The following is a 16,505-nucleotide window of genomic DNA, read 5'->3' as shown; positions in this document are numbered from 1 at the left end:
TCACGCCGTGACGGGCTTGCCCGGGTGGTCCACGCGGCCCGTCACCCGGCAGCGGAACTTCGGGTCGTGGTCGCTGGTGACCTCAAGGTCGTACCAGCCGGAGTCGGTCGGCCAGCGCACGTCCCGGATCTTGCCGGGCTGCAGCTGCACGCTCTTCGAATCCCCCTTGTAGGCAAGCGCTTTGACGCTCAGACGCATCTTGGACGAGGAAGTTGTTGCGCACCTGCAGGCGCAGCGTGGCCCTCTCCGGGACGGGCACGACGTCAACGGCTCCGAGGCTGGCGGCGTCCGCACCGCGCAGCTCGAACCAGAACCGGTCCGGGCCCTGCACCACGACGTCGACGCTCTGCACGACCACCTTCTCGACGGCACCCGCGGCGATCGTCACCTGCGTGGGCACGATGCCGGAGCCAGGGAACGGGTAGACCGAGTAGGCCGCCGCGACAGAGCCGGCGTTGCGGATCGCCACCGTCACGCCGGAGCCGGCGGGCTTGACCGAGACGCTGCTGGCGTACGGGCTGCGTCGGGCCGGCTTGCGGCCGGACTCCTGCTCCGGGATCGCTTGCTCCGCAGGCGGTTTCGGCTGCCAGCGGTCGATCGGCGACGGGATCGCGCCGGGCTCGGTGAGGGCCGGCGGCTGCCCGGCCTTCGCGAAGTCGAACGCGGACGTGAGGTCGCCGGCGACCGAGCGGCGCCAGGCGGAGATGTTGGGTTCCTTGACCCCGGTCCACTGCTCCAGGAACCGCAGGACGGAGGTGTGGTCGGCGACGGTCGAGTCGACGTACCCACCGATCGTCCACGGCGAGACCACCGTCATCGGCACGCGCGGTCCGAAGCCGATGGGGCGGCCGTCGTACCAGTCGTCGGAGCTGCCCGACGCGGGGCGCGGCGCCACCGGCGGCGGCACGTGGTCGAAGTAGCCGTCGTTCTCGTCGAAGTTGATGAACGTCGCGGTGCTCGACCAGGTGTCGAGGTCGGAGGCGACGATGTCGAGCAGGTCGTAGATGAGGTTCGCGCTGCCGACCGGGGTCGACGACGCCGGGTGCTCCGACATCGCCGCGGTGGGGACAACCCAAACCACCTGTGGCAGAACGTCGTTCGCGATGTCGTCCTGGATCCGCTTCAGGAGCGTGCCGGGACGGCTGCGGAACATCGCCCGGTCGAACAGGCTGCGCTCCGCCGCGGTCAGCGTCTTGCGCCCCTGCTCCAGCTGGCGGAGCAGCCGCTCCTGCTCCTGCGGCGACTTGCCGTGCAGCGACTCGTAGAACTCCTCGGTCGTGCGGTATCCGCCGTCGACGGGCGCGAGCACCTTCGTGCCGATCGCCTTGAACGGCTTGAAGTACTCCACCGCGTTGTCGGTGAAGTTGTCCCACTCCTGATAGATCTGCCAGCTGACGCCCGCGGCCTCGAGCCGCTCGGGGTAGGTCGTCCAGTCGTACCCGGCGTGGTTCTTGTCGTACGCCGCGTTGGTCACCGCACGCCCGCCCGTCGGCTCGTCGCCGGTGGTGCCGGAGAAGAAGTAGTTGCGGTTGGGGTTGGTCGAGCCGTTCGCCGAGCAGTGGTAGGCGTCCAGGATCGTGAAGGTGTCGGCGAGCTCGTACTGCAGCGCGATGTCGCGGCGGTCGTAGTACGTCATGCTCCCCTCGCCCTTGTTCGGGACCCACGCGTCGCACCAGCCCTGCGCCCAGGCGCCGGTCGCGTCGGTGAAGCCGTGCGGGAGGGCGCTGAGGTACTGAATGTCGGTCGAGGGGCGACCGGCCGCGGCCGCGGCCTCGCGCAGGGAGAACGGGAGTACGTCCTCGCCTGCCTTGCTCGCCTGGTGCAGGATCGAGTCCCCGGCTCGGCGCCGCAACGGGTTGCGGTCACCGAATCCCCTGACGCCGCGCAGGGTTCCGTAGTAGTGGTCGAAGCTCCGGTTCTCCTGCATCAGCAGAATCACGTGCTCGATCGCCTTGAGCCCACCGGGTCGCATGGGCGCGGCGATCGCGCGGTGGAAGGAGGCGGGCAGGAGCGAGCCGACGGCGGCCAGGCCAGCCGCCGCTCCGGTCGTCTGCAGGATCCGGCGGCGGGTGGGGGCTGAGGGCATGTTGTCGTTCACCCGGGGGATGAGAGCGGACGCGCGTGAACGGGGGAAGGCCTCGGAGCGAACGCGATGCGTGCACTAAGGCGCCGGTGGGAGTTGTCCTCGCCGCAACGGCACCACCCGCTGCTGGTTCCCATTGCCGTCAGCCCAGGTCAGCGTCGCCTCGAACCGTCTGGAGTGCTGACGGAACGGTTCATAGGCCCATGGGATCGGGTATCGCGCCCCTGCGGCCATCTCGGCCAGCGGGAGTTCTCCCCTTTCGACGTCGAGGAGCCGCAACTGCCGTCCGGACTCGTCTCGCAGCGTCACATCGACATCGGTGGCCGCAGCAGGTCCGCGGTTCGAGAGCACGAGGTGGTAGCCGGCCATGACCGGTTCTCGACCCTCCAGCTCGACGTAGGCCCGCGAGGTTAACCAGTGGAACGAGACCGTCATGTCGGCGCGTCGCTCTGCTCTGCGGCCCCGCAGCTCCTGGGTCACCAGGGTGTAGAGCGAAAGCGCTAGCGCAGCCGCCGCGATGACGATTCCCAGCCACTGACTCATGGTTCTTGATAGCGCGCGGAGACTCGGCTACGGAGAATCTACGCCGAACTTTCTCGGGCCCGACCTGCACCCGGTCGCTATGCCGGACGAGCCCAGCGCGTCCGCCACACCTACCGAACCCGTCTGACCTACGCTGTCGTTCGTCATTGCGGCCCGACGGGCTTCCTCGGACATGCCCCCACCCGCACGAGATCTTTCGTGCTGCCTGGGGACTTGTCTTGCACCTCCACCGCGCGTCCGCGGAGACCCTGTCACCGAACGAGGCGACCCTCGCCGAACTCCTTGCTGAGCAGATGGGCATCCAGGTCGGACACAGACCTTCGGCGTCTGAGAAGCACTCCTGGGAGCGCTCCATCCCAGCCCTGCGAGCGGACCTGATCAGCGCGGGGCTCGGCCAGGTCGAGATGCTGCTGGAGTATCGGCTTCCGCTCACCAGCAAGCGCGCCGACGTGATCTTGGCCGGACGGCACCCACGCACGAATCGGCCGTCGTACGTCATCATCGAGCTCAAGCAATGGAGTCAGGCCAAGCGGCTAGAGGACTCCGAGACGCTCTTCCGGGTCGCGCCGCACCACACGAGGGAGTACCTCCACCCCGGGCTGCAGGTCGATGGGTACTGCGACTATCTCGCCGATTTCACAACCCACCTCGCCGAGACCGATCACTCCCTGGTCGGTGCGGCATACCTGCACAACGCCGATGACGCCGGTGTCGCCGACATCCTCGCCGCTCCATCGGGCACTCGGTCCCGGGTCTTCACCGGACAGAGGCGCGGCGAGTTCATCACGTTCCTCCAGGCACATCTCGCCCCGCTGCCAGGTCACGACGTCGCGGACGCCCTGCTCTCGAGCGCAGTCGCACCCAGCCGCCACCTCCTGAAGGTTGCGGCGGATGAGGTCCAGCGACAGGAGATGTTCGTCCTGCTCGACGAGCAGCGCCTGGCGTACGAGGAGGTGCTTCACGCCGTGTCCGAGGCCCGGAGTGCTGACCACAAGACCGCAGTGGTGATCTCGGGCGGCCCCGGCAGCGGCAAGTCGGTCATCGCGTTGTCGCTCATGGGTGAGCTTGCGCGGCAAGGCCGTTCGGTTCTCCACGCAACCGGATCACGGTCGTTCACGCTCACGCTTCGGCGCGTCGCCGGCGCAAGAGCGCCGAAGGTCCAGAAGATGTTCACGTACTTCAACCAGTTCATGGACGCCGAGAAGAACGGGCTGGACTGCCTGATCCTGGACGAGGCGCACCGAATGCGCGAGACCTCGGTCCAGCGCTACACGCCCAAAGCTCAGCGACTCCGCGCCCGTCCGCAGGTGGAAGAACTCCTCGAGGCAGCTCGCGTCCCCGTGTTCCTGCTGGATGACCACCAAGTGGTGCGGCCGGGAGAGCAAGGAACGGCCGATGAGATCGATCGGTTCGCTCGCGAGAAGGGTCTCGACGTGCGCCGGATCAGTCTCGACGATCAGTTCCGCAGCGGCGGGTCCGAGCTCTTCGTCTCGTGGGTGCAGCGGACGCTGGGGCTGGTGCCCGACGGCGAGTTCAAATGGCCAGGGGATGAGCGTTTCGAGCTGCTCACAGCCAGCTCCCCCGCTGAGATGGAGGCTTGGCTGAGAGGACGAGCGGAGGAGGGAGAGACGGCGCGCATCGCCGCCGGCTATGCATGGCCGTGGAGCGATGCGCCCAAGGACGGCGCCCTGGTGCCAGATGTGGTGATCGGCGACTGGGCACGCCCCTGGAACGTCAAGGGTGAGCGCGCGGTCGGTGGCGCCCCGCCAGCAGCCCTTTGGGCAACCGACCCGAACGGCTTCGGGCAGGTGGGCTGCGTCTACACGGCCCAGGGGTTCGAGTACGACCACGCCGGCGTGATCTTCGGGCCAGACCTGGTCTGGCGAGACGATCGTTGGGTCGCGGTGCGCGACGCCAACAAGGACCCGGACTTCAAGAGCCGCAAGACCGTGGGTGACGACGTCTTCGACAAACTGGTCCGAAACGTCTACAAGGTGCTGCTGACCCGGGGCATGAAGTCGGTTGTCGTGTTCTCCACGGATGCCGAGACTCAGGCGCACCTGGAGTCCCTGATTCCCCGCGCGGGCGGCACGCGACGATGAGTGAGCTCCACGTTCGAGAGTGGCAGGACCGCCTCCGCCGTTTCGCAGAGCACCGGGACTGGGAGCAGTTCCACACTCCGAAGAACCTTGTGATGGCACTGAGCGTCGAGGTCGCAGAGCTCGTCGAGATCTTCCAATGGCTGACCCCGGAACAATCCACCGAAGTCATGGGCACCAAACGCGCCCAGGATGTGCGAGACGAGGTCGCGGACTCGCTCACGTACCTCTTGCGGCTGGCGGACGTGCTCAATGTGGACCTCGATGCCGCCATGGCGGACAAGTTCCAGCGCGCCGCCGATCGTTATCCGGTGGACGAGGTACGGGGCAGCGCAGAGAAGCGCTGACCTCACGCGTCAGACGAGCGCCCAGTCGATAGGCACTTCCCCATGCTGCTCGAGGAGCGCGTTCACCCGGCTGAACGTCTTCCGGGATCGGAAGTCACTCTGGTGTGGGCCCCTGGCCGCGGGGTGAGGCGCATCGACCACCCGATCTCGCTGCTTGTGAATCAGCGGGAGCTTCTTCTGCGCAGACTGCCCCCACAGCACGAAGACGACCGGGCGGTCCCGCTCGTCGAGCCGGGAGATCGCGGCATCCGTGAACTGCTTCCACTCTTTGGCATGCGAGTTGGCCTGATCCTGACGAACCGACAAGGCCGTGTTGAGAAGCAACACGCCCTGCTCTGCCCACTGCGTCAGGTCTCCGTGCGGCAGGGGCTCCTGCCCAACGCCATCGGCAACCATCGCCTTGCCGATATTGCTCAGCGATGGCGGCGCTTTCACGTCCCGTGGCACCGAGAAGGACAGCCCCATTGCCTGGCCAGGCTGGTGATACGGATCCTGTCCGAGGATCACGACCTTCACCTTGTCGTACGGCGTGAGCTCGAAGGCCGCGAACATCTGGTTCGGCGGCGGGTACACCCCGTGCGTCGCACGCTCTCCACGAACGAACCGCATGAGTTCGGCGAAGTACGGCTGCTCCACCTCCTCGCGCAGAACCGGCCACGCCTTCAGCAGTGATTCCGTCTCAGACCCCATCACCTTTTACCTTCCGCTCGTGCAACCGACGTACGCGCTCGGCCAGCTCAGGCACCGGCCCGGCCACCTCAGCCCCGGGCACCACCTGCTGGATGCGCAACGACGCGACGGGACCCGGCGCCGCGCCCATCTCACGCATCCACTCCCCCAGCTGCTCCGACGAGCTGGCATAGACGATGCGCCCCAGGCCGACCCAGCCGTGCGCGGCGGCGCACATCGGGCAGTGCTCACCGGAGGTGTAGACCGTCGCCGCCGACCGCTCGTCGGGGCTCATCTCGCGCACCGCCCAGAGCGCGATCGCCAGCTCGGGGTGCTGCGTGTGGTCGCCGCCCGACACGTGGTTGTGGTCCTCGAATCGCACTGTGCCGTCAGCGTCGACGAGCACCGACCCGAACGGTTCGTCACCCGCCTCGACCGCCGCCTCGGCCAGGTCGACCGCACGCTCCAGAAGCTCCAGGTCCCTCGACGTGACGTCCATGCGCCCATCCTGCCCGGACGTCACGGCCGCTCCCCCGCCGCCCGGATCGCCTCCATCACCTCAGCCTGGTTGGCCATCCCCACCGCGTGCCCGGCGCCCTCGAAGACCCGCAGCCGGGCGTCCGGCAGCTGCTGCGCCACGCGACGCCCCACCGCGATCGGCACGTTCACGTCCTCGGTGCCGTGCCACAGCAGCACCGGCGCCCGCACCTCGCTCAGCTCGAACCCCCACGGGCTCGCGATCATCCGCAGCTCCTGCACGGCACCGCGCGTTCCCTGCCGAAAAGCGCCAATCGCACTGGGGCGCAACAGATCTCCGTACCTGCCGAACACCCCCGGTCGGGCGGCGGCGAGACCTTCAGCTGCTGCTCGACGAACTTCGCGTACCGCTTGTCATCACGCACCGCCCGCCCCATCGCCGCCATCATCGGGCGCAGCAGCCACGGTGCACGCTGCGCCGCCCCGAAGATCACGCGGTTCATCGGCTTCATCCCGTCACGCACCCACGCCTCGTGCGCCGGACCCATCCCCGCGAGCACCAGGTTCAGCGTGAGCCGGTCGCCGAGCGCGTACGCCAGCACCAGCGCGTGCGGCCCACCGCCGGACTCCCCAACGTTGGCGAACCGCTCGAGCCCGAGTGCGTCGGCGAGCTCGCGCACGTCTTCGGCATAGCGCGGCAGGCTCCGCCGCGGGTCCACGTCCGAGTGCCCGTATCCCGGCTTGTCCACACAGACCAGCCGTACGCCCCCGCCCGGGCCGCGTCGTCGTACACCAGGCCTGTCTCACCGGAGGCCGGCGTGCCCGGCGAGTAGATCGCCGGCACCCCGTCCGGGTCGCCGAACTCGTAGTAGGCGAGCGTGCGCCCGTCGCGCAGCGTGATCGTGCGGTGATCGGCCATGCCGCCATCTTCGCCGCCGATCGGCTGCGCCGCTGGCTATCGTGCCCAACACGAACCAGGGAGGAGTCGGCGTGTCCAAGTACAAGGTGACTCAGTCAGCGGTGACGCAGCTTCTGGAGGACGTCCGCCGCGAGCAGATCGCAATCCCCGAGCTGCAGCGCCCGTTCGTCTGGGACTCGGTGAAGGTCCGTGACCTGATGGACTCCCTCTACAAGGGCTACCCGGTCGGCTACCTGATCACCTGGCAGTCCGTCGGAGCGCATCTCAAGGGCGGAACCGTCGCTGCGCACCAGCAGATCCTCATCGACGGGCAGCAGCGCATCACCGCGCTGCGCGCCGCGGTCGCCGGCCTGCCCGTCGTCGACAAGCGCTACCGGCAGGTGCGCATCCGGATTGCGTTCAACCCGGTCACCCAGGAGTTCGCCACCCTGACCCCAGCGCTCGATCGGAGCCCGGAGTGGATCTCCGACATCAGCGAGCTGTTCAACGCGGCCTCGTCATACGGCTTCTACAGCGCCTACTTCGACGCCAACCCGGAAGCGGACAAGGGAGCGGTCGAAGCCGCTATCGCCGGCCTCGAGCAGGTCAAGAACGCCCAGATCGGGATCATCGCCCTCAACGACGACCTCGACGTCGAGACCGTCTCGGAGATCTTCATCCGGATCAACTCCAAGGGCGTGCCGCTCTCCAGCGCCGACTTCGCGATGAGCAAGATCGCGACCTACGGGGACCGCGGTCGCAACCTGCGCAAGCTCATCGACTACTTCTGCAACCTCACCGTCGCGCCCCACGTGTTCGCCGACATCGAGACCAACGACACCGAATTCGCGCAGACGACATACCTTTCCGCGATCTCGTGGCTCAAGGACGACAGCGAGGACCTCTACGACCCGGAGTACACCGACGTCATCCGGGTCGCCGGACTCGTCGGGTTCCACCGGGGCAAGGCGTCCAGCATCGTGTCCGAACTGTCCGGACGTGACCCCGAGACACGCAAGGTCGACGAGGCCCGCATCCCGATCGCGTACGACCGGCTCGAGTCCGCGCTGCTGCAGATCGTGCGGAAGTACCACTACGAGAACTTCGTCATGACGATCAAGTCCGCCGGGTTCCTGACGCCCAAGATGATCGGTTCGCGCAACGCGCTGAACTTCGCCTACGCGCTCTACCTGCGCCTGCGCGAGGAACCGGAGATGTCCGAGGGCGAACGCAAACGGATCGTGCGGCGATGGTTCGTCCTGTCCATGCTCACCGGCCGGCACTCCGCAAGCTTCGAGTCCACCTGGGAGCAGGACATGCGACGCATCGACGCCGTCGGCGCCGCGGCCTACCTGAAGCAGCTCGAGGAGGGCGAGCTGACGGACGGCTTCTGGGACGTACGCCTTCCCGCCGCCCTCGAGACGACAAGCACCGCGAGCCCGTTCTTCCAGACCTTCCTCGCCGCCCAAGCCAAGTCCGGCGCGCGCGGCTTCCTCTCCAAGGCGATCACCGTCGCCGCGATGCACCAGCAGTCCGGCGACATCCACCACATCGTGCCCAAGGACTACCTGCAGAAGAACGGCTTCCCCGACCGTGCCGACTACAACCAGGTCGCCAACTTCGCGCTGACCGAGACCTCGATCAACATCTCCATCTCCAACATGCCGCCGTCCGAGTACATGGCCAAGCTCTCCGAGCAGATCGCCAACGGAACCCTCACCCTGGGAGAGATCACTGACGCGGACGACCTCGCGACGAACCTGCGCGAGAACGCCGTCCCGGACAACCTCCCTGAGGTGGTCGCTGGGCACTACCCGGAGTTCCTTGCGGCTCGGCGGCGGCTCATGGCGCAGGCGATCCGGGAGTACTACGAGTCGCTCTGACGCGAGGCCACTGCGGGCTCGGCCTACTCCAGCTCGCGCAGCTCGATCAGGTCGCCCGTGCTGGCCAGCTGGCGGCAGCATGCCTCCAGGCCCTCCCGGTCGTCGCTCTCGATGAGGTAGAACCCGACCACCTGCTCTACCGACTCGGTGAACGGACCGTCCGTCACGACCGTGCCGCCGGCGCCGTCGGGCCTCATCGACACCGCTTCGGCCGACGGGTGCAACGGGCTGGAGACGATCACCTTGTGCCCGCCCTCGGCGAGCTCGGCGTTGAATCGCTCGTGCGCTCGCATCCCTTTCTCGTGCTCCTCCGGCGGCAGCTTGGCCCACTCGGCCTCGGGCGCGGGCAGCAGCATCAGGTAGCGGCTCATGGTGTTCTCTCCTCGTCTCGGGACTGTGATGACTGCATGACGCGCCAGGTGGTGGGGAATCGACAGCGATCCGTCACGGATCGGTGACCCGCATCGGTGAGCGAGCGAGCGGCTGGGCGCACGGTAGGTCACCGATCCGGCTCACTGGTGGTGGTCTCGATACGCCGCTCGGCTAGCGCCTCGCGGCTACTCGACCAGCTTTCGGGGCTACTGGCGGGCGAGGGCGTACGCAGCGCAGCCGATCAGCTCCATCGACACCGTGAGGCGCTCCATCGAGATGTTCTCCTCGATGGTGTCGTCGGCGGAGTGGTACTCCGGCTCCAGCAGCGCCGGCGACTCGACGCCGCGCCAGGAGAAGTTGCCGCTCGGCATCCCCTGCTCCTGGAACGCCTGGTGGTCGCTCGACCCGCGCTGGGTCACGTCGCTCATCTGCGACCGATAGCCGAGCCGCTCCCCCGCGGCGAGCACCTGCGCGTTGACGACGTTGGGCTGACCGTCGTACGACAGCACCCAGTACCGCTCCGCCGGGTCCCAGCTCGTCCCGACCATGTCGTTGTTGAAAACCCCTCGCACACGGGAGCGTTCGGCCGCGTCGAGCTGCGATACGTAGTGCCGCGCACCCACCAGGCCGACCTCCTCCGAGCCCCACAGCGCGAACTGCAGGTTGGCTCTCGTCGGCAGGTTGCGCATGATCCGGGCCAGCTCGAGCGTCAGCACCGTGCCCGACCCGTCGTCGTTGGCGCCCTTGGCCCCGATCACCGAGTCGTAGTGCGCGCACACCATCACGTTGTCGCGCGACGCGGCGCTGCCCGCACCCTGCTTGCCGGCGACCGACGCGAGCACGTTGTACGACGTCACGTTGGTGTGCAGCCACATCTGCAGCGTCAGCTCGGCCGGCATCGCCTCGAGCAGCGCGTACTTCTGCACCTGCCCGACCCCGACCACGGGGATGCTCACGTCGCGCGACAGCGTCGGCGCGAAAGCCGAGGCCTGGCGCGGGTATTGGCCGTCGGTCCGCGTCGCGACGAACGCCACCGCACCCTTGGCCGCGGCCGCCTCGGCGAGCGTCGTGAGGTCCTCGGTCCCCTCGACCACGCGCATGACGATCGCGCCGTCCACCGAGTCCGGCAGGTCCGTGGGCAGCGCGCTCGGCGCGAGCACGAGCGGGCCGGTCACGGTGCCGCGGATCGCTCCCCGCGCAGCGGCACCCACGCCCCAGCACAAGCGGGTGTCGAGACCGCTCCCCGACAGCTCACCGAGGCGCCGGTCTGGCACCGAGAACGGTTGCAGCTCAACCGAATAGCCGTACGCCCGCAGTGTGTTCTGCAGGAACGTCGCCGCCTCGTTCTCGGCCGGCGTCCCGCTGTAGCGCTGCCCGATCGTCTCGCTCAGGTGACGCAGGCTGGCGAGCGTCCGCGAGGCGCTGATCTTGCTGACGATCTGCTTGTCGAAGTTGCTCAGGGTCGGTGCGCTGACGGCTGCCGGGCGCATGCCGTTCGTGGCCCACGCGGGCATCGTGATCGCGCTGGCGGCCCCGGCGCCGGCCAGGGAGAGCAGGGATCGGCGGGTCAGGTTGCTGGGCATGGCAGGCTCCTCGGTCTCGACTCCGTTGTCGCCGAGCGATGCGCCGAAGCGCCCCCTGCATCGCGCGGTCCGACCACCGTACGGGGCAGGGTTGTTGAATGTGGGCGAACGCTGGTCTCGATACGCGCTCCGCAGGCTCCGCGCTACTCGACCGGCTTGAGCGCAGCTACTCGACCGGCTTCAAGCGCGCCGTCGCGGCGAGGCCGTCGACCAACCACCGCTGCGCGAGGGCGTAGGTCACCAGCACGAACCCGTGACCCGCCTGCGCGGCGCGGCCGGTCAGCACCTGCTCCCCGAGCAGGATCATCGCATCGGAGGCGACGAAAGACGCTCCGCCCCAAGGGATTCGGCCGATAGCGAGATCGCCTGCAGACCTCGGCATCCCGAGCGCCAGCGCACCGGTGGTGCCCAGCAGCACGCCGTACGCCGTCACCACCGGGTCGGGCCTGCTCTCCTTCGCGGTGTCCAGCGCCGCCAGACCCAGCAGGGTGCCGGCGACCACCGCCGTCGACCGCGGCCGGGGCCGGGCACCCGCCTGCACGAGCATCCCCGCATAGATCAGCTGCTGCACGGCGAACGCCGCCGCGCCCTTGCGCAGCCGCCGTCGCGACGCCTCGCCACTCTCCCCGCCCTCGGGCGCGATGAGCACTAGGTCACCGACCCACGCCGCACCGGTCGCCCCGAGCAGCGCACCGAGGCCCTGCGGGGAAAGCCGCCGGTCACGCACCAGCCCGACCTGCAGCAGCGGCATCAGCGCGGCCTTCGACACCGCGTGGGTGCGGCGCCGACCGAGCGCTCCGGCGAGCGAAGTGACTACTCCTGCAACGGCGTACACCGCTCGCTCCCCTCGATCCACCCGGACGACGCGCGACCGGCCATGCCCGGCAGCGCGCACGTCACGACTCCTTCAGCCGCAGCCGCAGGTGCCCGGCGTCGTCGGTCAGCTGCACCTCGACGAGGTCGTCGCGCGACTGCACGAAGTCGCTGAAGTTCTTGAACCCCAGCGCCTTCTCCTTGAAGCCGGGGTCCATCCGCTGCATCTGGCTCTTGATGCCGCCGCCGAAGAACCACTCGGCCTCGTCGCCGCGGTCGGCCGCGATGGTCAGCGCGCGCAGCAGCAGGTCCGTCGCCTCCTGCTGTCCCGATTTCTTGGCCGGCGCCTTTGCGGTCTTCTTGGCCGCGGTCTTGGACGCGCGCCCGCTCGCCGTCTTCTTGGCCGTCGCCTTCTTCGCAGGGGCCTTCGTGGTCGCGTCCGCAGTCGGCTGCGCCTCCTCGGCGTCCGGCTCCGAGGACGGCTGGTCGTCCTCCAGCGGCGGGACGCCGGGCAGCGCGTCGTAGGAGCTGAACTCGTCGCACGCCGCGATCAGCGCGCGGCTGGTCGAACCGGTCACGCCGATGCCGACGACGAACCGGCCCCACTGCTTGCAGCGCTGCGCGAGGGCGATGTAGTCGGAGTCGCCGCCGACGATGACGACGTGGGTGATGTCGGCGTACTGCCCGAGATCCTCCATCGCGTCGATGGCCAGCCGGATGTCGGCGCCGTTCTTGGTGCCGGACACCGGGAACAGCTGGGTCAGGTCGACCGCGCGGTCGACCAGCTGCCGGCGGTAGGCCGCGTTGGCCGGCACCGACCAGTCGGCGTAGGCCCGGGCCAGGGCGACCGTGCCGTAGGACGCCGCGTAGTCCAGCACCGCACCGATGTCGACGGTCGCCTCGGCCAGCCGCACGTCGACCGGGTCGGTGCTGCCCCAGTCCGCCACGTGGTCACGGGCGTTGTCGGCCCGCCACGGGTCACGCTTGCCGGCGTGCACCTGGTCGTAGCGGGAGATGACGACGTTGTCGAAATCGATGTAGACGGCGACGCGAGGTGCAGGCATGACGTCACCGTACGCGAGCCGGTCAAGCAGGCCCGCGAGGGACGAGCGGGCCGTATCGAGACCCGCGAACCGGATCTCGATACGACCTCGCCTAGCGGCTCGGTCTACTCGATCAGCATGGAGCTCGGGCTACTCGGCCGGTGCGGGCGACGTGGGCGCCGCGCTCTCGACGTACGGCCGCTCGCGCCTGGTCTCGACCCGCGCGATCGTGCGCCGGTGGACGGCGTCGGGACCGTCGACGATGCGCAGCGTGCGCGCGATCGCGGCGAAGCGCGCGATCGGGAAGTCCTCGGTGACGCCGGCCGCGCCGAACACGTCGATCGCCCGGTCCACCACGGCGCTGAGCGCCGCGGGCGCCGCGACCTTGATCTGCGAGATCTCGCCGCGCGCGGCCTTCGCCCCGCCCTGGTCGATCAGCCACGCGGTCTTCTGCACCAGCAGCCGCGCCTGGTCGATCTCGAGCCGACTGTTCGCGATCTGCTCCTGCACGACGCCCTGCTCGATCAGCGGGCCGCCGAAGGCCGTGCGCTCCTGGGCCCGAGACACCATCAGCCCCAGCGCCCGCTCGGCCATGCCGATCGCGCGCATCGCGTGGTGGATGCGGCCAGGGCCGAGGCGCGCCTGGGCGATCATGAACCCGTCGCCCTCGCCGCGCACCAGGTTGGTCGCCGGCACCCGCACGTCGTCGAACACGATCTCCGAGTGCCCGTGCTGGTCCTGATATCCCATAACCGGCAGGTGCCGTTCGATCGTCATGCCGGGGGTGTCGCGCTCGACGAGCACCATCGACTGCTGCCGGTGCGTCTCGGCGCCGGGGTCGGTCTTGCCCATGACGATGAAGATCTTGCAGCGCTGGTCCGCCGAGCCGCTGATGAACCACTTGCGCCCGTTGATGACGTACTCGTCGCCGTCGCGCTCGATGCGCGTCGAGATGTTGGTCGCGTCGCTCGAGGCGACCAGCGGCTCGGTCATGGCGAAGCCCGACCGGATCTCCCCGCGAGCAGCGGCTCGAGGTAGCGCTGCTTCTGCTCGTCGGTGCCGAACATGTGCAGCACCTCCATGTTCCCGGTGTCGGGCGCGGCGCAGTTGATCGCCTCCGGCGCGAGGAACGGCGACCACCCGGTGATCTCCGCGATCGAGGCGTACTCCAGGTTGGTCAGGCCCGACACGTCCGGCAGGAACAGGTTCCACAGGCCTCGCTCGCGCGCCGACGCCTTGAGCTTCTCCAGCACCGGCGGGTGGTCGTGCGGATCGTGCTCGGCCAGATAGCCGTGGTAGTCGGCCTCGGCGGGGAACACCTCCTCCCGCATGAAGTCCCACATCTTGTCGGTCAGCTCGGCCGCCCGCGGGCTGGGCTCGAAATCCACTGTGTCTCCTGGTGTTTCGGCTACTTGCGATCAAGGATGGCGAGGCCGTGCTCGGCCAGCGTGGGCACGACGTCGCCGTGGTCGGCGAACTCCTGGTCGCCCATCACGCCGCTCTTGGCCCGCATCGAGACGCCCTGGGCGATGGCCGCGAACTTCAACCGAGCGAACGCCTCGTAGTACGGCAGCGGCTCCAGGTCGAAGCCGGTCCCCGCGGCGTAGCGCTCGGCCAGGGCGGCCCGGTCGGGGTAGCCCGGCTCCCCCGTCACCGACGGCACCATCTGCGCGACCGGGTCGGCCGGGTCGGACCAGTACATGAGCGTCATCCCGAGGTCGGCGAGCGGGTCGCCCAGCGTCGACAGCTCCCAGTCGAGCACGGCGGCCACCCGCGGCGGCTGCTCCGGCGCGACGATGCAGTTGTCGAGCCGGAAGTCACCGTGCACGATGCCGTCGGCCTGCGCGGTGGGCACGCCCTCGGCCAGCCGGCGCGCGAGCTCGTCGACCGCGGGCACCTCGCCGTCCTTGGCCAGCTCCCACTGCTTGGTCCAGCGCGCGACCTGGCGCGCCATGAACCCCTCGGGCCGGCCGTAGTCGGTCAGCCCCGCCGCCTGCAGGTCGACGTTGTGCAGCGCGGCGAGCGTGTCGGCCAGCCGCCAGGCCAGCGCCTGCCGCCCCTCGTCGGTCGCGAACTCCTGCGGCGTCTCGTCGCGGATGACGTATCCCGGGACGTCGCCCATGACGTAGAACGGGGCGCCGATCAGCTCGCTCGTGGTCTCCTCGTGCAGGATCGGCGCGGTCGGCACGTCGGTGTCGGCCAGCCCCCGCTGCACCTTCGCCTCGCGCCCCATGTCGTGCGCCTTGGGCAGGATCCGCCCGGTCGGCGGTCGCCGCAGGATGACCGTCCCCGCGTCGCTGGTGATGCGGAACGTCAGGTTCGACTTGCCCCCGGTGATCAGGCTCGCGCTCGGCTCGCGCCAGCGCTCGTCGCCCAGCACGTCGGCCAGCCGGGCGCCGACCGCGGGAAGGTCCAGACCTTGCAGCTGCTGACTCAACGCTCGACCTCTCCGTCGGTGCGCACCGAACGATTGGTCGGCGCGGCTGGTGCTCCGTCCAGGAGAACGCGCTGGCAGCCGCGGCGTCAACCACTTCTGCCCGACCGGGCGTTCAGAATAGTTGACATGGTCTACGCCAGCCGCTCAGGCATACTGAACGCATGACGACGGATCGAGCGGTGCGTACGCGCGCCGGCGGCCGGGTGCGCACGTTCCGCGAGCAGCGCGGTCTGACCGTGCGCCAGCTGGCCACCGCGGTGCACGTCAGCCCCGCCACCGTCACAGCGATCGAGCACGGCCGCACCTCCATCACCGTCGAGCGACTGGTCGCGCTGGCCGACGTCCTGCAGGTCGACCCCGCCGCGCTGCTCGACGCCGAGCCGGCAGCCCCGGCCGCGCCGGGCCGCGGGAGCCGCGACTGGCGTACGTTCGAGGCGATGCCGCTCGCCCCCGCCCTCACCGGCGCCGCGCGTGCCTTCGTCACCACCGGCTACCACGGGGCGACGGTGCGCTCCATCGCCCTGGCCGCGGGCATCAGCCCGGCCGGGATCTACCACCACTACGCCAGCAAGCACGACCTGCTGCGCGAGCTCATGACGCTCGGCATGGACGACCTGCTGTGGCGCGTCGAGGCCGCTCGCGACGAGGCCGAAGATCCCGTGCAGCGCGTCGCGCTGATCGTCGAGGCGACCGCCCTGTGGCACGCGCGCCGCCACGAGATCGCCATCATCGGCGCGTCCGAGATGCGCAGCCTCGACCCCGCCGCGCACCGCAGCATCGTGGCCTTCCGCCGCCGCGTGCAGGAGATCCTCGACGACGCGGTGCTCGACGCGCTGCCGCCCGACGCCGACCGCGGCGAGGCGCTGGCCGCAGCCCGGGGCATCTCGACCATGTGCACCTCGATCGCCCAGTGGTTCCGCCCCGACGGCGAGTCGTCTGCCGACGAGATCGCCCGCCAGCACTCACGATTCGCGCTCCGACTGCTCGAGCTGGGGCGCCCGTGAGCGTGCTCATCGACTCCCCGATCTGGCCCGGCTGGGGCACCACCTGGTCGCACCTGGTCAGCGACACCTCGCTCGAGGAGCTGCACGCCGTCGCCGCCTGCATCGGCCTGCCCGACCACCTGTTCGACGAGGACCACTACGACGTCCCGGTCCGCCTCTACGACACCGCCATCGCCTGCGGCGCGCAGCCGGTCGAGGGCCGCGAGCTGATCCGCCGGCTCATCGCCAGCGGCCTGCGCCGGTCCCGCTGAGCC

At 69.3% G+C, this 16,505-nt stretch carries 16 protein-coding genes and 2 pseudogenes; 5 read left to right on the top strand and 13 right to left on the bottom strand.

Annotation, left to right across the window (positions count from 1 at the left end):
• The 3 genes and pseudogenes from QUE40_RS06305 to QUE40_RS06295 form a co-directional block, all read right to left on the bottom strand.
• Positions 1-198: a phospholipase domain-containing protein gene (locus QUE40_RS06305; protein ID WP_289232624.1), complete on the bottom strand. Its 198-nt coding sequence runs from the start codon at positions 196-198 to the stop codon at positions 1-3.
• 73 nt (positions 199-271) lie between these two features.
• A pseudogene (locus tag QUE40_RS06300) lies at positions 272-2,086 on the bottom strand (phosphocholine-specific phospholipase C); the annotation flags it as partial.
• A gap of 75 nt (positions 2,087-2,161) precedes the next feature.
• On the bottom strand, positions 2,162-2,626 hold the full coding sequence (locus QUE40_RS06295) for a DUF8453 domain-containing protein (protein ID WP_289232623.1): 465 nt from the start codon (positions 2,624-2,626) through the stop codon (positions 2,162-2,164).
• Positions 2,627-2,919: 293 nt separating this feature from the next.
• Here QUE40_RS06295 and QUE40_RS06290 point away from each other — a divergent pair, with 293 nt between their 5' ends.
• Positions 2,920-4,728: a DUF2075 domain-containing protein gene (locus QUE40_RS06290; protein WP_289232622.1), complete on the top strand. Its 1,809-nt coding sequence runs from the start codon at positions 2,920-2,922 to the stop codon at positions 4,726-4,728.
• A 92-nt stretch (positions 4,729-4,820) separates the two neighbouring features.
• Positions 4,821-5,072, top strand: coding sequence for a MazG-like family protein (locus QUE40_RS06285; RefSeq protein WP_289232621.1), 252 nt, complete (start codon positions 4,821-4,823; stop codon positions 5,070-5,072).
• 9 nt (positions 5,073-5,081) lie between these two features.
• On the opposite strand, the gene QUE40_RS06280 is transcribed toward QUE40_RS06285, so the two are convergent.
• Genes QUE40_RS06280 through QUE40_RS06265 form a run of 4 tightly spaced genes read right to left on the bottom strand, consistent with a single transcriptional unit; the run spans position 5,082 to position 6,937 of the window.
• Entirely contained in the window at positions 5,082-5,762 is a 681-nt protein-coding gene (locus tag QUE40_RS06280) for a uracil-DNA glycosylase (protein WP_289232620.1), read from the bottom strand.
• Entirely contained in the window at positions 5,752-6,240 is a 489-nt protein-coding gene (locus tag QUE40_RS06275) for a nucleoside deaminase (protein ID WP_289232619.1), read from the bottom strand. Before QUE40_RS06275 ends, QUE40_RS06280 begins: the two co-directional genes overlap by 11 nt.
• Positions 6,241-6,260: 20 nt before the next feature.
• Positions 6,261-6,485 carry an alpha/beta fold hydrolase gene (locus tag QUE40_RS06270; RefSeq protein ID WP_289232618.1) on the bottom strand — a complete coding sequence of 75 codons (225 nt, stop codon included), beginning with the start codon at positions 6,483-6,485 and terminating at the stop codon, positions 6,261-6,263.
• Positions 6,482-6,937, bottom strand: coding sequence for an alpha/beta fold hydrolase (locus QUE40_RS06265; RefSeq protein ID WP_433997046.1), 456 nt, complete (start codon positions 6,935-6,937; stop codon positions 6,482-6,484). The genes QUE40_RS06270 and QUE40_RS06265 overlap by 4 nt, the downstream gene beginning before the upstream one ends.
• A 301-nt stretch (positions 6,938-7,238) precedes the next feature.
• Here QUE40_RS06265 and QUE40_RS06260 point away from each other — a divergent pair, with 301 nt between their 5' ends.
• The gene (locus tag QUE40_RS06260; protein WP_289232617.1) at positions 7,239-8,999 is read left to right on the top strand and encodes a GmrSD restriction endonuclease domain-containing protein; all 1,761 of its coding nucleotides are present in this window, start codon (positions 7,239-7,241) and stop codon (positions 8,997-8,999) included.
• Positions 9,000-9,022: 23 nt separating this feature from the next.
• Here QUE40_RS06260 and QUE40_RS06255 read toward each other — a convergent pair whose 3' ends face one another.
• The 6 genes and pseudogenes from QUE40_RS06255 to QUE40_RS06230 form a co-directional block, all read right to left on the bottom strand.
• Complete coding sequence (locus tag QUE40_RS06255; RefSeq protein ID WP_142004918.1) at positions 9,023-9,370, bottom strand: YciI family protein; 348 nt, start codon at positions 9,368-9,370, stop codon at positions 9,023-9,025.
• Positions 9,371-9,577: 207 nt separating this feature from the next.
• Positions 9,578-10,954 (bottom strand): M28 family peptidase, encoded by a 1,377-nt coding sequence (locus QUE40_RS06250; RefSeq protein ID WP_289232616.1) that lies wholly within the window; start codon positions 10,952-10,954, stop codon positions 9,578-9,580.
• Positions 10,955-11,120: 166 nt separating this feature from the next.
• A complete protein-coding gene (locus QUE40_RS06245; protein ID WP_433997045.1) occupies positions 11,121-11,705 on the bottom strand; it encodes a lysoplasmalogenase family protein in 585 nt (194 codons plus the stop codon).
• A 145-nt stretch (positions 11,706-11,850) separates the two neighbouring features.
• Positions 11,851-12,831 carry an NYN domain-containing protein gene (locus tag QUE40_RS06240; RefSeq protein ID WP_289232614.1) on the bottom strand — a complete coding sequence of 327 codons (981 nt, stop codon included), beginning with the start codon at positions 12,829-12,831 and terminating at the stop codon, positions 11,851-11,853.
• 129 nt (positions 12,832-12,960) lie between these two features.
• Positions 12,961-14,198, bottom strand: a pseudogene (locus tag QUE40_RS06235) (acyl-CoA dehydrogenase family protein).
• A 20-nt stretch (positions 14,199-14,218) separates the two neighbouring features.
• The gene (locus tag QUE40_RS06230) at positions 14,219-15,247 is read right to left on the bottom strand and encodes a phosphotransferase family protein (RefSeq protein WP_289232613.1); all 1,029 of its coding nucleotides are present in this window, start codon (positions 15,245-15,247) and stop codon (positions 14,219-14,221) included.
• Between the two features lie 161 nt (positions 15,248-15,408).
• On the opposite strand from QUE40_RS06230, the gene QUE40_RS06225 reads away from it, so the two are divergent.
• Together QUE40_RS06225 and QUE40_RS06220 are read left to right on the top strand one after the other, a co-directional pair.
• Positions 15,409-16,251, top strand: a complete 843-nt coding sequence (locus QUE40_RS06225) for a TetR-type transcription factor C-terminal domain-containing protein (RefSeq protein ID WP_289232612.1) — start codon at positions 15,409-15,411, stop codon at positions 16,249-16,251.
• Entirely contained in the window at positions 16,248-16,502 is a 255-nt protein-coding gene (locus tag QUE40_RS06220) for a DUF4031 domain-containing protein (RefSeq protein ID WP_142004900.1), read from the top strand. The genes QUE40_RS06225 and QUE40_RS06220 overlap by 4 nt, the downstream gene beginning before the upstream one ends.
• Positions 16,503-16,505: the final 3 nt, after the last annotated feature.

It is taken from the genome of Barrientosiimonas endolithica, from assembly GCF_030296655.1.
GTDB lineage: Bacteria > Actinomycetota > Actinomycetes > Actinomycetales > Dermatophilaceae > Barrientosiimonas > Barrientosiimonas humi.
Note: the sequence above shows the minus strand (reverse complement) of the source record. Positions and strands in the feature narration are given on the sequence as shown.

Excerpts from the sequence above, each read along its gene's own strand:
- QUE40_RS06305 (WP_289232624.1), bottom strand. The coding sequence starts at position 198 with ATGCGTCTGAGCGTCAAAGCGCTTGCCTACAAGGGGGATTCGAAGAGC.
- QUE40_RS06295 (WP_289232623.1), bottom strand. The coding sequence starts at position 2,626 with ATGAGTCAGTGGCTGGGAATCGTCATCGCGGCGGCTGCGCTAGCGCTT.
- QUE40_RS06290 (WP_289232622.1), top strand. The coding sequence starts at position 2,920 with ATGGGCATCCAGGTCGGACACAGACCTTCGGCGTCTGAGAAGCACTCC.
- QUE40_RS06285 (WP_289232621.1), top strand. The coding sequence starts at position 4,821 with ATGGCACTGAGCGTCGAGGTCGCAGAGCTCGTCGAGATCTTCCAATGG.
- QUE40_RS06280 (WP_289232620.1), bottom strand. The coding sequence starts at position 5,762 with ATGGGGTCTGAGACGGAATCACTGCTGAAGGCGTGGCCGGTTCTGCGC.
- QUE40_RS06275 (WP_289232619.1), bottom strand. The coding sequence starts at position 6,240 with ATGGACGTCACGTCGAGGGACCTGGAGCTTCTGGAGCGTGCGGTCGAC.
- QUE40_RS06270 (WP_289232618.1), bottom strand. The coding sequence starts at position 6,485 with ATGATCGCGAGCCCGTGGGGGTTCGAGCTGAGCGAGGTGCGGGCGCCG.
- QUE40_RS06255 (WP_142004918.1), bottom strand. The coding sequence starts at position 9,370 with ATGAGCCGCTACCTGATGCTGCTGCCCGCGCCCGAGGCCGAGTGGGCC.
- QUE40_RS06250 (WP_289232616.1), bottom strand. The coding sequence starts at position 10,954 with ATGCCCAGCAACCTGACCCGCCGATCCCTGCTCTCCCTGGCCGGCGCC.
- QUE40_RS06245 (WP_433997045.1), bottom strand. The coding sequence starts at position 11,705 with ATGCCGCTGCTGCAGGTCGGGCTGGTGCGTGACCGGCGGCTTTCCCCG.
- QUE40_RS06240 (WP_289232614.1), bottom strand. The coding sequence starts at position 12,831 with ATGCCTGCACCTCGCGTCGCCGTCTACATCGATTTCGACAACGTCGTC.
- QUE40_RS06225 (WP_289232612.1), top strand. The coding sequence starts at position 15,409 with ATGACGACGGATCGAGCGGTGCGTACGCGCGCCGGCGGCCGGGTGCGC.